This is a genomic window from Lewinella sp. (assembly GCF_050633125.1).
Lineage (GTDB): Bacteria > Bacteroidota > Bacteroidia > Chitinophagales > Saprospiraceae > Lewinella.
The window spans coordinates 1-15,135 of the sequence record NZ_JBOEFX010000025.1; the positions used below are offsets into that span (position 1 = coordinate 1).

Below are 15,135 nucleotides of genomic sequence, written 5' to 3' on the forward strand. Positions count from 1 at the left end.
ATTACATGTGACACACCGCCCTATTTTTTAACACTTTTTTCCCTTAAGTCTAGTATTGCCATGTCATGCGGGGATAAAACCTCCGTGTCTTCGCGTCTCCGCGGCAAAAAAAACTAAAGAAGGAACCTCCCCTGTGACCATCAAACACGCGCCCTTTTTGACAAAAATCATCCCCACCACTGAGTTATCCTCTTCCTTAATTCTACTTTTTTACCGTTCTTGACGAACCTACAAAACAACGCCTATGGAAAGCCTGGATTACCTGAAAACGTGGATGACGGAGCACGCAACAGCCACGGAACTACTAAAGTACCTGCTGTGGGTAGTGGTCATTGTATTGGGAATTTCGTTTTTGCGGCGACTCCTCAAGCGGCGGCTGCCGGATATCTCGGTGCGGTACAAGGCACAGAAAGGCGTAGAGATTATCGGTTATCTATTTATCATCCTCCTGACCATCTCTTATTTTACAGGGAATATCCAGGATTTTACGCTGGCCATCGGCTTGCTTACGGCGGGTATCACCATTACCTTGCAGGAGCTGATTCTGAGTATTGCGGGTTCTTTTTACATCTTCCTGGTGAGGGTCTACAAGCCGGGAGACCGGATCGAAATCAACGGGATCAAAGGCGATGTGATTGATGTGGACAGCATCTACACCACCATGATGGAGATAGGAGAGTGGGTGAGCAGCGATAATTATAGCGGTAGGATCGTAAAGCTCAGCAACGCTTTTGTATTCAAAGGGCCGATCTACAATTATTCACAGGATTTTCCTTTCGTTTGGGATGAACTTACGCTGCCTATCCGCTACGGCTCCGATGTAGAGCTGGCAAAATCTATCGTCGTCGAAATTGCGACAGAAACTCTTTCTGACTACGTCAACCAATCTATTGAGAAATGGCAGGAGGTGGTCAAGAAATACTACATCGAAGATGCGGTCGTAAACCCTACGTTGGCCATCACCATGACGGACAATTGGATGCAGTTTAACCTCCGCTATATCGTTGATTACAAAAAGCGGAGAATGACGAAACACCTCCTCAACGAAAAGATCGGAAAGGCCTTCCTGGCCAGCGAAGAGAAGGTACGCCTGGCATCGGCTACCTTTGAGATTGTGCAAATCCCGCCGGTGAAAATTCAAACCGGCGATAATTCCGCCACATAGTCATCTCTGTAAAAAAAAACTATGTGCCTATGTGATAAAAAATCCTTCAACCATAAAACGGGACTAAGCGCTACCTGTATTTATCACATAGCCACATAGATCAAAAAACTATGTGGCTATATGATAAAAAACCTTAAGTGCCCTTGGTGGTTCAAAAGCCTATGTAAAAAAATTATATCCCTGCCAGTTCCTCACGGATATCCCGCAAGCGGCCAGGGCGATAATCCAGCGTGATCAAGAGATCGTCGGTGATGATGACTTCCTGGCTGGAGAGGTAAGCCTTCTTGTCCTGCACTTTGATGGCCATGATTTTGGCCGTTTCTCCTATCGGTACACGAGATAAGACGAATCCTTTCTGGTCGCGGTAAGGCATCCGAAGGATAATGTTTCGCTCGGGAATCATGAGGAAGACCATCGCTTTGGCATCTGTCTCTGTGGCGTTTTCGCGGGCAGCCAGTGGCGTCGTTTCTACGGTCTTCAGGAAGCGGTCGATATTGGCCCAGCCCATTTGGTTGATATTGAAGAAGTAGGTGCTGACAACGCTGGCATCTACCTGCCCAAGGGCTTCTACCTGGCGTTCGTAAGCTTCCGTTTTTCTACGGCGATATCCTTCATAGCCTGTGCTGTCACGCTGGTACTGGCGTTGGTCGGCTGCAAAGGCAGAATCTGCTTTGGCTTTAAGGTATTCGTACATAGGGCCAGTAGTGATAAAGCCATTCTCGTCGATTTCACCTTTACGCAACTCCTCGTATTCCGCCATCGCCAAGCGATACTTTACCAAAGACTGGTTGTAATTGGCAATCCTTTCTTCATAACTCTTGATAGATGCTTCGTACCGGATTCGGCGATTTTCTCTTTTCTCTGCCGTACGTTCCTCTTGGGTGGCTTTGCCCATGAAGATTTTTTCCAAGCCTTGTGGGTAGTAGGCAATATTGTCATAGTTGGGTTCGCGTGGGCGAACAGGCTTGGTAGTTTTGGGCTTTTTGGGAAGACGTGGGTCTGCTTCGTCGTCGGGTTGCTTGAGGTAAATAAGTGCAAAAGTCATCCAGGATGGGCGTACAGGCCCGGGAGCAAAGGTCAGGCGAGGCAGCTTGCTCTGTACAGGAGCTTCCGAGTTGGTCCAGTCGATATCTTGGTTTTCTTCACCATGCGCTTGTCCATAGAAGAGCGACATGTCTTGGCGAAACTCATTGGTAGGTACAGAAGATGCAATAGAGCTGCCTGGCTTCAGTTGCAAGCGCTGTCCGTTTTGGTAAGCATTGATTTCCAGCATACCACCCGATTCCAGGATGCGGTCTTGTGCCGTTGTTGTAAGCCCTTGGCTGATCATGTCGCCGAGGGAATAACATTCTGTAAGTTCTATATCAACGAGGCCGGTAACTTCTTCGCCGTTAGCGGTAACAAAGCTGCTCGCGGTGAGGAAGAATCGGCCACCTTTCTGGCCTTCGATCAATTGGTCTTGGCCAGCATCAATGGTGTGTTTTTGTGCAAGTGGTTTCGCGAGGCTGTCGCGTAAGCTGCCTATGCTTTGCCAATACCAGCCACTGACGATAACATCTACCCGTCGATTGTCGCGCTGAAGTTCTTCGGAGTTGCGGTCGTTGCCAGCTTCCTGTTCCCCGAGGGCGAGGGTACGCATGCCATCGGTGGTGATGTACTGTTGTTCCAGGAATTTGGTAACTGATTCGGCGCGCTCTTGTGCCAGACGATCATTGTAGCGACTGGTGCCTCGGCTATCCGTATGGGCTGCCAGTTCTAGGCGATAATCGCCCATACCTTGTAGCTGATCGATGAGGTTTTGGAGCTGCGCTTGAGCAGCAGCATCTAGTTCGGCACTGGCGCTGGCAAAATAGACAGAGAATTGCTGTGCTTCTGCTTCGGCAGTTGTACTTTCCTGCGCGAGCAGGTTACCAAAGGTGGTAAAGAGCAATAAAAAAGGTAAAAGATAATGGCGCATAGTTAAAAGGGGTTGGGTTAGAAAGGTAATATCTTGCATTAATAACGTAAGTTACCCAAAAGGTAACGTGCTTGAGGGGCTTTTTTGAACCATATCAGGAAATATAAGGGATTATAAGGGGGCCTCCCATAGGTTAATTCACAATTTTAACCGGATACATGGGAATTTAAACCACCAAAGGCACTTGAGGCTTTCGAACTATATAAGTTCCATTTTTAAAAATTCAGCCATCAATCTTGTTAAAATCGGAGTTCGGAAGTGGGAAGTCGGAAGTATTAAATATACCTAAATTTCCATCAACCATCAACCATCAACCATCAAACCAATAACCAATCTAATGAAAAATCTGTTTTTACTTTTCGCCCTATTGCCATGTTTTGGTCTGTGGGGGCAACACATTTATGTACGTGCTTATGCAGGTGATAAGGGGGGCTGGATAGTAACTTCGGAAGGAAAAACGTTGCACGAACTGCCGGGAGGATGGCGCGTATCGGGGCACGATGCTGCTATGGCTCCGGTAAAAGAATGGCCAATCCTACTATGGAAAAGCGGTAAGTATCCGGCACCGAATGACTATGCCTTGCTGCACCTGGATGGGAGTATTGAAGAATTACCTCAATTTACGTGGGCCCGAGAAATGGGGAGCCAGCTGCTTTTGGTAATTATGGATGGTGAGCGAGGGGTGCTGTGGCACAAAGACGGCTATGTACTGGGCAGGGAGTTGAATATGCTGAGTAAGTTTGATGAACGAGGGCTGACGGTAGTAGGGCGCGGCGCTTACCAGGGGTTAATGGATACTTTAGGGCAGTTTTTTGTACCTCCTGTCTACAAAGCGATAGTGGACTTGGGTAAAGACTGTTTCTTTTTCAAAGACACTTTGGAACAAAGTTATCTGCTGCACTTGAAGAGTCGCAGTGGCAAGGAGCTGTCCTGGGATACGCTGGCAAACCCGACGGTAAACCAATGGCAAATCAATTCGGCTCGGCCTTTTAGTGAAGGTGGCTACCTCTTGGTAAAAGGAAAAGAAAATCAACTACAGATCATTGATACTACTGGTCGCTTGCTGTATCCGGATTTGGAGATAACGTACCGAGGTGTCAATGCTTTTAGCGAAGGTAGGGTGATTGTAGGTACTGCCGAGACAGATCGTAAGTTGGGGATTCTAAATACGAATGGGCAGTGGGTGAAAGCGCCACAGTTTGATTATTTGCTCGATTATGAGGATGGCAGAGCGCTGGCCCATGATACGCTTACAGGCCAACTGGGGTACCTTGACCGGCAGGGAGAGTGGGCCATTGCTGCGCGTTATTGCTATGCCAATAGTTTTCGATACGGCTTGGCCATCGTAGGTGCCCCCGATGATCCAAAACTTTGTGAAGGGACGATGAGACAACGGGGCCCCGTGTTGCATACGCCTAGCAGTTTGGCTCGCTACAGGAACGTCAGGAATTATCAATTGCTGGATACCAGTGGGCAAGTGGTCTGGCAAGATTCGTGCCGTGAAGTTTGGCTGCCAATACCGGGTGTGGTAGGTTGCAACTATAATGAAGGGACCTATGTGCCTGCCTACCGACTGGAATGGCTAGCTACGGGGAAGTATTGGTTGAGCCCTGATTTTGTGTTTACCCGTTGGGAGCAAGTAGCCGAAGTAGCGAAGGAGGAAGTGATACGAATAAACCTCGGCGCTCGGCGGCGGATGATTTTTCGTCAGCAGGTATTTCCTTTGCCTGGAGATTTTACTCAAACCCTACCTGCACTCACTGCTTTAGAAGACCTGAACCTGAACTACCATGAGGTTACCTCAGCCTGGACGACGATACTGAGGATGGAGAACCTGCGGAAATTGTCGTTGTACGATTGTAAGTTGACGGAATTGCCTGCCGATGTGAAAATGCTGGAACAGCTGGAAGAGTTGAATATTTCAGGCAATGAACTGACGGAATTGCCGCGTAGCCTCTTCCGAATGCAGCATTTGCGGGTGTTGAATATTGCAGACAACCCGCTGCCGCCAGCTATCATTCCTAGGTTGCGGAAGGCTTTGCCGGATACGGAAATCGTTTATAAATAGAGGGCTTAGGAACAGCACGAAAATAAAATGTGTTTTTACTATATCATAATAGTTGAATGAGTGATTCATTTAGAGTGTTTTTAACTATTTGGAAAACTTGAGAAACCTCGAAGAAGCAGCGAAGCTAAAACACACTTTGTTTTCTGCGCAATACTTGGCCTTGGTTGGGCATCTGAATAGAGAAACAAATACAACTGCGAAGCAATGAAAAATACTGTCAAAAATCAACGATGGATGGAGATGAGTAGCTTGGTTTATTTCCTGGTGTTGTTGGAGAGCACACTTTGTGCGCAGCAACAACTCAACCTTGATTTTGAACGCCACCTGGCAGGAATATAACCTCACGGGCTTTGACCTTGGAAGCCAGCTGCATACGCTAAGTTTGTGTATTCGGTTTCGGAGGCCGTTATGTACTTTCTTATCAATTTGATGGCATTGTTTTATTGATAGTACTACGGCAAATAGGCCGTTGATTAAAGGGTAGTTATAGTGCTGTTTCGTGGAGGGGAGGCCATTGTTATTAATAGGGCTCGTTTCATTTTGTCCTTGTGTGATATAAATCACTTTGAATAGATAATTAAAGTAATCTCAATGCCATTGAGAAGCCCGCATCTTTGCCTTGAACCAGCAAGCAAAGCAAAATGAAAGCTTTAAATTTTTTCCTTCTTACACTCTTGACGACGCTAGTCGTCGCCCCTTTAAGCGGGCAGTCTTATCGACTGATTAAATCTGATTTTAGCATCTCTGGTACTTCTAACGTGCACGATTGGGAATCGGCTGTGACGAAGATCAGTTGGCGGGGAACCTTCAACTTCACCGATGGTGTGCTGAGTGAACTAAGTGACGTGAAAGTCAATATTCCAGTTGATGGTATTATTAGTACCAAGGGCCGGATTATGGATGGCAAAACTTACGACGCACTGAAGGAAGAGGAGCACCCCAATATCGTCTTTACGATGACCAGTGCTACGATTACTAACAAGGGTACAAAAGTAGCAGCGAAAGGCCGTTTGACGGTAGCAGGAGTTACCAAAACAATCAATTTAGCAGTAATGATCACTCCATTGGCCGACGGCCAATATCAAGTGAGTGGAGCTTACCCAATGAAAATGACGGACTTCGGGATTGATCCACCAACGGCCCTATTGGGTACTATGACCACAGGTGACGATGTGACCATCAATTTCAACCTGACCCTCAGTCCTAACTAAACATTTTGAAGTACAAGATCGGAGGTGGGAAGTCGGAAACATTCCTACAATCAACCACCAACAATCAACGAACAACCAACTAATAAAATCATTCATTGTCTTAATACTTAAGTTATGAAAACGACTAATTTCTTCCGTTCACTTTTTATCTTGCTACTTAGCTTCGGCATGTGGCAACAGGCTTCCGCACAGGTTGCAAACTGGCGTCCTTACGATCAAGACGGGGTCAACGTTTTTGAGCCTGCAAAGGATATGAATACGACTTTTGAGAAGCGTTTCCTGAGAGTAGGAGGTAGCTTTACACAGCAGTACCAAGGACTAGAGCACGGCAATAGCGCTGACGAAATCCTTGGCCCAGACGGTTCCAACCTAAATGCATTGTACGATTTGGGTAGTGGCTTCAACTTGGCTACCGCCAACCTTAATCTTGATTTTCAAATTGAGGATGGTATCCGGGTATCTTTAGAAAACTATATGTCTTCTCGCCACCACTCAGAGTTCTGGGTAAAAGGAGGATACATCCAGGTGGATAAACTGCCTATGTTTAACAACTCCGATTGGTTCGACAAATACCTGCGGGTGAAGATTGGGCATATGGAGGTGAACTACGGTGATCAGCACTTCCGTCGTACCGATAATGGTAACGCTATCTGGAACCCCTTCGTAGGCAACTACGTCATGGACGCTTTTGCTACCGAGGTCGGTGGTGAGGTATACGCTTTCCCTACCGAGAACTTCATGGTAATGGTAGGTGCTTCAAATGGCTTGATCAATGGAGGCGTTAAAGAAGGGACTCGCAAGCCTTCGATCTATAGCAAACTGGCTTTTGACAAGCAGCTGAATGAGACCACCCGCTTCCGCTTATCAGGTAGTATTTACATGAACTCTGAATCAGGTCGCAATACTTTATATGGTGGTGACCGTACAGGATCTCGTTTCTACGAAGTAATGGAATCAGCAGCTTCACAGGGAGATTTCTCTGGTCGCTTGAACCCTGGCTTTACAACGAACGTAACCAGCTTCCAGATTAATCCCTTCGTAAAAGTTCAAGGTTTTGAACTGTTCGCAACCTACGAGCAGTCTCAGGGCTACGCCAGCAGTGATCCACGTAAAGAAGGTGCTGAAAACCCTGAAAAGCGGCAAGTAAGTCAGATCGCTGTAGAAGGTATCTACCGCTTCCTGCCCCGCGAGCAGGTGTACGTAGGTGCTCGTTACAACACCGTTACCGGTGCCTTGAGCTCTAGAATAACCGACGGTAGCGAAGAGCCTATGGATCTTACCGTAAACCGTATGGAGATTGCCGCAGGATGGTTCCCAACGCCTAATTTACTGCTCAAGTTATCTTATGTAGATCAGCAGTACAAGGACTACCCAAGTGAGAACATCTTCAATGAAGGTTACTTCAAAGGTGTGATGGTAGAAGCCTCGGTTGGTTTCTAAGCAACAGCACAATAATAAATTTTGAACGACGAAAGCCTCCCCGCAAGCGTATCGCTTTCCGGGAGGCTTTCTGCTAGTGAGTAGAACCATGAAAAGCTTCCTTTTTGCATTATTTTCAATTGGAGTATTTACCGCTTTCTTACCTGCAGGTTTTGCGCCTGTTTCGCTAGATGGTTCTTCTTTCTCCTATACCATTGATCCGGAAAGTAAGTTGTATTTGGAAGGCAGTAGCAACGTCGTTGATTTTACCTGCCATTGCACCTCTTCTCTTCAGGGCGGCAGGTTTACGATGGCAGCCGAAGAAGGCAATGGTTTTACTTTCGTAAATAGCCTGTTAAAATTGCCGGTGCAGGCACTGGATTGTGGTAATCGGGTCATGAACAAAGACATGTACGAAGCCCTGGCCGCTGATAAGCACCCTTCTGTAGATATTCAATTGTTGAGCGTAAAAGCCCATGATCACAAGCTCTTTGGAGAATGCCATGAATGGGAAGACCTACAAGCTCGCTTGCGCCTGACAATTGCCGGCGAGGCCAAGGAGGTAATTATGCACATTAGAGGTACTCACCTTGGCTACCAACGCTACCGTTTCGTTGGGGCCAAGCCCATTTATCTTACCAATTTTAATATCGAACCTCCCAGCGCTATGTTGGGGGCTATTAAGGTAGACAACTGCATCACCATCAATATGGATTTGGTACTGGTGCTTTCTGCTGATTAGTGATTTATGACTAGTGGCTTGTCAAGTTTGAATATGCGGTGTTCAAAAGCTTGGGTTTTGCACTTTTACGCCGGACTGGCAGTGTGATCCCAACTAAAAGTCGGGATCACGGTGGTGCTCGTTCCTCGCGGTGGTACCGACTGCGTCGGCGGCAGCCGCGCTGACCGCGAGCTTTAGCGAGCACCGCCGTGAATCCCGAGGATCGGGATGAGCATCACCTACCAAGTGTAACGAACAAGTCACCAAGCATCAACCCAAAGTTTCAAACTTGACAAAGCACTAGGTTTTTGAACGTTTACATCTTCTTGTGCTAGGTGAAAAGCAGATAGTACTTGGTATTGTACCCATTTAGGGTTCTCGAAATCCCTATACCCTGTACTAAGTACCTAGTACAGTAAAATTTCACCCCACCTTCTTCGCCAGCAACTCCATATCCCTAATCAGTAACCGTTTGCGATTAAAGGTGATGATGTTGTCATTGCGTAGTTCGTTTAGGATGGTAGTTACTGTCTGGCGGGAAGTAGCCGTTAGGTTAGCAATTTCCTGATGGGTGAAAAATTTGCGAACAAGGATCTCATAGCCTACTCGTTGCCCTTGTTTTAGGCCTAACTGGTGTAGGTATTCAATGATTCTACTCCGAGAGTTTTTGAACACCATAGATTCCAGGCGATGTTCTGTGGCTAGCAAGCGTTGGCCTACAAGCCGCATTAATTCGAGGTGAAGACTGTGATGCTGGCGAATTTTCTTTTGTAGCTCTGAGACCTTCATGACGCGCACTTTCACACGCTCCAAGGTACAGGCAAAGTTGTGGTGTTTTTGCTCTCCGAGTAAGGCCATCGCGCCTACGATTTCTCCTGTTCGGTAAATAGCTTTGGTGATTTCCTTGCCACCAGCACCATAGGAACCCAGCTTTATTTGGCCCTCTTGGATATAATAAACCATATCAGCTCGCTCGTCTGGCAAGAAGAGATAGGTGCCACGAGCCAAGGTGCGCACAGATAATGGATCAAAGGCATCTTGTAGGGTATTGGCTGCTGAAGGATTGGTAGCAAATTCGTTGAGGTAGGCAAAAGAGGAAGTTCCCATTATTGTTGATGTTTTTGTGTTTGAAGCCGAGACTAAAGCGGTTATATATAGTTACGAGATAAACTATGTTACTGGATGTTTTTGATAAATAATTCGCGCTTTTTGGTTGCTCGATTTGATAGGAACAAAATTAGCGGCGAAGTATAACAAAAGTATCACGGCACTATAACAGGGATATTTTTCTTAAAACGACGTACTTTTGACGTAGTAAACGCTATTGCTATGTACCTACTCGGCTACGATATTGGAAGTTCTGCCATAAAGGTGTCCCTAGTGGAGGCTGGCTCTCGTCGAGTAATAGGTCTGGAACAGTCGCCTGGAGAAGAGATGGATTTGATTTCTCGCCAACGCGGCTGGGCCGAACAACAACCCGAAGGGTGGTGGCTCCATTGCTGCCGCGCTACTCGGAGCTTGCTGGAAAAGACGGGCATCGATACCAAGTTGATCAAAGGTATCGGGATTGCTTACCAGATGCACGGTTTGGTACTCGTTGATGCCGAACAACAAGTTTTGCGTCCTTCTATCATTTGGTGTGACAGCCGTGCTGTGCCCATCGGTGAGCAGGCTTTTCAAGAGATGGGGCCAGAATACTGCCAGGAGCAGTTGCTGAATTCACCAGGTAATTTTACGGCTTCTCGCCTAAAATGGGTAAAGGATAATGAGCCGGAGGTTTACGAAAAGGCAGCCAATGTGCTGTTGCCCGGAGATTATATCGCAATGCGTTTTACCGGCGAGGTGAATACTACCATCAGCGGCCTTAGTGAAGGCATCTTCTGGAATTTTCAGAAACGGGACTTGGATCAAAAAATCCTCCAGCAGTTTGGCTTACGTGAAGATTTGTTGGCTCCTCGGGTGTCCACGTTTAGTATACAAGGAAAAGTACACGCTCGGGCAGCAGAAGAGTCAGGGCTGGCAGTGGGTACTCCGATCACTTACCGCGCGGGAGATCAGCCCAATAATGCTTTGGCTCTTAATGTATTGCATCCCGGAGAAATAGCTGCCACCAGCGGCACATCCGGGGTGGTGTATGGCATTGTCGATCATCCGGTTTACGACCCGAAATCGAGAATTAATGCTTTTGCGCACGTCAATTACGAACAGGCTTTTAATCGAATTGGCGTGCTCCTTTGCCTTAATGGCGCGGGCATTCAGTACAGCTGGCTCAAGCACCAGGTGGCCCGTAGTTCGCATAGCTACGCTGACATGGAGCGGATGGCAACCTCTGTGCCAGTAGGCGCTGATGGGCTTTGTATACTCCCTTTTGGGAATGGCGCAGAACGCATGCTGGAAAACCGGGAACTTAATGCGCATATCTTCAACCTTCAATTTAATCGCCACACCCGTGCGCATCTTTACCGCGCTGCGTTGGAGGGAGTCGCGTACTCTTTTGTACATGGTATTAACCTGCTGAAAGAACTAAAACTCAACGTCGATGTCATTCGAGTAGGAAATGACAATATGTTCCAGTCGAAGGTTTTTTCCACCACAATAGCGACCCTCATCGGTAGTCGAATAGAAATGTTGGATACCAATGGCGCTACTGGTGCGGCCCGTGCAGCAGGTATTTCGGCAGAGGTCTATTCCTCATTGGAGGAAGCTTTGGCGGAGCCCAAAATAGTAAGCATCTTCGAACCAGCTACCGATAGTTCTTCTTATCAACAAGCCTACAGCTACTGGCAGAGCCACTTGGGAAAGGCCCTTAGAAAAACGAATGACCCAATATCAGCACGAGACGAATGGGCAGCCGCTTTGCGTTTATTACAACAAAAAGAACGGCAACAACTTCGGACCATCGCCAACTTACGCCTTCAGGTCAAAGAAAGTAAGCAGCTTTTGGCTGAAATCAGTCAATTGGTCAAAGATACACCCAATGGGGAAAGCCAACCTGGACTGCTTAAAAAAGTAAAATCGCTAGATCGTCAGTTCGGAGCAATATTAGAAGAAGAATCACTCGAAGAAACATACCGGGTCTTGCATCACGATTTTCTGGATCGTTTAAATAAAAGCCACCCATCTCTTTCTCAGCGAGACCAGTTGCTTTGTATTCTTTTAAAAGAAAAATTCAGTACCAAAGAAATTGCCCGCCAACTTAACCTGTCGACGCGCGGCGTAGAGACAGGCCGTTATCGGTTACGTAAGAAGTTAGCAGTAAAAGGAAAACAAAAATTAAAAGTCTACTTGAGTAGGCTATAATAGTTTGGCGTATTTTTGACGTAGTTTTTTGAGTACTGTGGCGAAGTTTTGTAGTGCCTCTTAACTGGGATTTTTATCCAGGGTTTCCGTTCTTTGTTTGGCAATAAGAAGGATAATTAGAATTTTATTTCAATACCAATCGCTAAGGAACAGCACGAAAATCGCAGTTTATTTTCTGCGCAATACTCATGTTTATGTATTTACTAGGTTACGATATCGGTTCCTCTTCTATCAAAGCGGCTTTGGTTGATGCTCAAACGGGAAAGCAGCTGGCTGTAGCGCAATCGCCGGAAACGGAGTTGGACATGCTCGCATTACAACCGGGATGGGCCGAGCAGCACCCTGAGACCTGGTGGGCCAATGTATGTCTGGCGACCCAGAAATTGCTACAAAGTACACGTGTTGATCCTGCACAGATCAAAGGCATAGGTATTGCTTACCAGATGCACGGACTGGTACTTGTGGACGAAAAGCAGGAAGTATTACGCCCTTCTATAATTTGGTGCGATAGTCGTGCCGTCGCTATTGGTGACAAGGCTTCCGAAGAAATTGGCAGTGAAAAATGTTTGCAACACTTGCTCAATTCTCCGGGCAACTTTACCGCTTCCAAACTCAAGTGGGTAAAAGATAATGAACCTGCACTTTATGAGCGTATCCATAAGATAATGCTACCGGGCGACTATATCGCTATGCGGCTGACGGGCGAAATACGGACGACCGCCAGCGGCTTGTCTGAAGGAATCCTGTGGGATTTTCAGGAGAATACGCCCGCAGCCTTGGTGATGGATTATTATGGTTTTGATAAAAGCCTTTTGCCGGAATTGGTAGGTACTTTCTCTTTGCAAGGAGAGGTAACGACCACTGCTGCAAAAGCAACAGGGCTGATCAGTGGCATCCCCGTCAATTATCGGGCAGGCGATCAACCTAACAATGCACTTTCGTTGAATGTAATGGAAGCTGGCGAAGTGGCGGCTACCGGAGGCACTTCTGGCGTCGTTTATGGTGTTGTTGATCAGCCTCTTTATGATCCCGCATCGCGGGTCAATGGCTTTGCACACGTCAATCATAGTAGTGAAACTCCTCGGGTGGGTATTTTGCTTTGTATCAATGGTGCAGGAATTCAATACAGCTGGATAAAACAGCAGATGGCGGAGCATGGCATGAATTATTCTGAAATGGAAAAAGCTGCCGCCGCTATTTCTCCAGGAGCCGATGGCTTGCGGATTTTACCCTTCGGTAATGGCGCAGAGCGAATGCTGGGTAATAAAGCTCCTGGCGCTAAGATTAATAATTTGCAGTTTAACCGCCACCAGCGTGCTCATTTTTATCGTGCAGCGCTCGAAGGCATTGCCTTTTCCTTTGTTTACGGCATGGAAATATTGCAGGAAATGGGGCTCAACTTGCAGGTCATGCGAGTAGGCAATGATAACCTGTTTCAATCGGCCGTTTTTTCAGGTACGATTTCTAATTTGTTAGGAAGTCGGATCGAAGTTTTGGAAACGACAGGTGCCATTGGTGCCGCCAAAGCTGCTGGCGTAGCTGCCGGAATTTACAGCAGTGTACGAGAAGCAATGACCGGAAATAAATTGGTGACCGCTTACGAACCCGTCAATAGAAATGGCAGCTATCAGGACGCTTACCAGGCATGGCGTAGTGATCTTGAGAATATTTTGTAAAAAAAGAGGGCGCTAGATGAAATCGTTTGAGGTTGAAAGCTTAAGACGTGGCTTGGACTTCAGTCCGAGCGGGAAGATATTGCGATTGTGGCCGGACTAAAGTCTAGCCTACGCTTTTCCAACCAAACGATTTCATCTAGCTCCAAAAAGAGACTGTCTATTAAAGTGGATCTAATGAATAATTATATAAGATGTATCTACTTGGTGACAGTAATAAAAATCTCTGCGGCCTCTGCGGCTTTGCGCGAGACAAATAATTTTGAACACTCTCAAAAAACAACCATCAACGATGATAACAACAGGAAGTAAGGAATATTTCAAAGGTATTGGTGAAATCTCTTTTGAGGGCCGGGAGTCTGACAACCCGCTGGCCTTCCGTTGGTACGAAGCCGACCGGGTAGTCGCGGGTAAAACAATGGCCGAGCATTTTCGCTTTGCGGTGGCTTGGTGGCATACCCTTTGCGGCACAGGTGGTGATCCTTTTGGTGCACCTACCAAGAATTTCCCCTGGCTGGGAGCAACAGATGCGGTACAGGAAGCCAAAGACAAAATGGACGCCGGTTTTGAGTTTATTACCAAGCTGGGTGTCCCTTACTACTGTTTTCATGATTTTGACCTGGTAGCCGAGGGCGATACGCTGGCCGAAAGTGAGCGCAGGGTAGAGGCGATCACCGACTATGCGCTGGAGAAACAAAAGAGCAGCGGGGTAAAACTCCTTTGGGGTACGGCCAATTTGTTTTCGAACCCTCGCTACATGAATGGTGCGATGACCAACCCCGACTTTGCCGTGGTAGCCCATGCCGGCGCTCAGGTAAAAATAGCGCTGGATGCAACCATCAAACTGAGCGGAGAGAACTACGTTTTTTGGGGTGGCCGCGAAGGCTATATGTCGCTTCTTAATACGGATATGAAACAGGAGCTGGACCACATGGCTCGCTTCCTGCACATGGCTAAAGATTACGCACGGGCCCAAGGCTTTACGGGTACCTTCTTTATCGAGCCCAAGCCGATGGAGCCGAGCAAGCACCAGTATGATTTTGATGCGGCAACGTCGATCAATTTCTTGCGAGAATATGATTTAGCAGATGATTTCAAACTCAATATTGAAGTCAACCATGCTACCCTTGCGCAGCACACCTTCCAACACGAACTGCAAGTAGCTGCCGATGCCGGTATGCTAGGAAGTATGGACGCCAACCGTGGTGATTACCAAAACGGTTGGGATACCGATCAATTCCCCAACAATGTGATGGAGCTTACGGAAGCGATGCTGGTTTTCCTCACAGGTGGTGGTTTGCAAGGTGGAGGTATCAATTTTGATGCTAAGACGCGCCGCAATTCTACCGACCTTGCCGATATTTTCTATGCTCATATTGGGGGGATGGATGTGTTTGCACGGGCTTTGTTGGCAGCCGATGCCGTACTGCAACAATCGCCCTATTTGCAGCTGAGGGAAGAACGCTATAGCTCCTTTGGGAGCGGTGAGGGCAAGGCCTTTGCTGATGGTCAATTAAGTTTTGTTGATTTGGCTAAAATTGCTCAGCGAGATGGTGAGCCACAGCAGCGTTCTGGCAAGCAGGAGCTGTTTGAAAATATTATCAACCAATTTGCATAAGAG

The 15,135-nt window shown here is 47.1% G+C and carries 11 protein-coding genes; 9 read left to right on the forward strand and 2 right to left on the reverse strand.

The window, feature by feature from the left end:
- Positions 1–244 precede the first annotated feature (244 nt).
- Complete coding sequence (locus ACRBG0_RS07325) at positions 245–1,165, forward strand: mechanosensitive ion channel family protein (RefSeq protein ID WP_431486255.1); 921 nt, start codon at positions 245–247, stop codon at positions 1,163–1,165.
- Positions 1,166–1,337: 172 nt separating this feature from the next.
- On the opposite strand, the gene ACRBG0_RS07330 is transcribed toward ACRBG0_RS07325, so the two are convergent.
- Positions 1,338–3,122 (reverse strand): OmpA family protein, encoded by a 1,785-nt coding sequence (locus ACRBG0_RS07330; protein ID WP_431486256.1) that lies wholly within the window; start codon positions 3,120–3,122, stop codon positions 1,338–1,340.
- A gap of 337 nt (positions 3,123–3,459) precedes the next feature.
- Here ACRBG0_RS07330 and ACRBG0_RS07335 point away from each other — a divergent pair, with 337 nt between their 5' ends.
- From ACRBG0_RS07335 to ACRBG0_RS07355, 5 genes are all read left to right on the forward strand, one after another.
- Complete coding sequence (locus ACRBG0_RS07335) at positions 3,460–5,190, forward strand: WG repeat-containing protein (RefSeq protein ID WP_431486257.1); 1,731 nt, start codon at positions 3,460–3,462, stop codon at positions 5,188–5,190.
- A 204-nt stretch (positions 5,191–5,394) separates the two neighbouring features.
- Positions 5,395–5,529 (forward strand): hypothetical protein, encoded by a 135-nt coding sequence (locus tag ACRBG0_RS07340; RefSeq protein ID WP_431486258.1) that lies wholly within the window; start codon positions 5,395–5,397, stop codon positions 5,527–5,529.
- A 302-nt stretch (positions 5,530–5,831) separates the two neighbouring features.
- Positions 5,832–6,401, forward strand: a complete 570-nt coding sequence (locus tag ACRBG0_RS07345; RefSeq protein ID WP_431486259.1) for a YceI family protein — start codon at positions 5,832–5,834, stop codon at positions 6,399–6,401.
- Positions 6,402–6,515: 114 nt separating this feature from the next.
- Positions 6,516–7,841 (forward strand): hypothetical protein, encoded by a 1,326-nt coding sequence (locus ACRBG0_RS07350; protein WP_431486260.1) that lies wholly within the window; start codon positions 6,516–6,518, stop codon positions 7,839–7,841.
- An 88-nt stretch (positions 7,842–7,929) separates the two neighbouring features.
- Complete coding sequence (locus tag ACRBG0_RS07355) at positions 7,930–8,562, forward strand: hypothetical protein (protein WP_431486261.1); 633 nt, start codon at positions 7,930–7,932, stop codon at positions 8,560–8,562.
- A gap of 402 nt (positions 8,563–8,964) precedes the next feature.
- Here ACRBG0_RS07355 and ACRBG0_RS07360 read toward each other — a convergent pair whose 3' ends face one another.
- Positions 8,965–9,648, reverse strand: coding sequence for a Crp/Fnr family transcriptional regulator (locus ACRBG0_RS07360; RefSeq protein ID WP_431486262.1), 684 nt, complete (start codon positions 9,646–9,648; stop codon positions 8,965–8,967).
- Positions 9,649–9,870: 222 nt separating this feature from the next.
- Between ACRBG0_RS07360 and ACRBG0_RS07365 the strand changes: the two genes are divergently transcribed.
- The 3 genes from ACRBG0_RS07365 (at position 9,871) to xylA (ending at position 15,132) form a co-directional block, all read left to right on the forward strand.
- Positions 9,871–11,841 carry an FGGY family carbohydrate kinase gene (locus ACRBG0_RS07365; RefSeq protein ID WP_431486263.1) on the forward strand — a complete coding sequence of 657 codons (1,971 nt, stop codon included), beginning with the start codon at positions 9,871–9,873 and terminating at the stop codon, positions 11,839–11,841.
- Positions 11,842–12,035: 194 nt separating this feature from the next.
- The gene (locus ACRBG0_RS07370) at positions 12,036–13,517 is read left to right on the forward strand and encodes a xylulokinase (protein ID WP_431486264.1); all 1,482 of its coding nucleotides are present in this window, start codon (positions 12,036–12,038) and stop codon (positions 13,515–13,517) included.
- Positions 13,518–13,806: 289 nt separating this feature from the next.
- Positions 13,807–15,132, forward strand: a complete 1,326-nt coding sequence (gene xylA / locus ACRBG0_RS07375) for a xylose isomerase (RefSeq protein ID WP_431486265.1) — start codon at positions 13,807–13,809, stop codon at positions 15,130–15,132.
- The last annotated feature ends 3 nt before the right edge of the window (positions 15,133–15,135 follow it).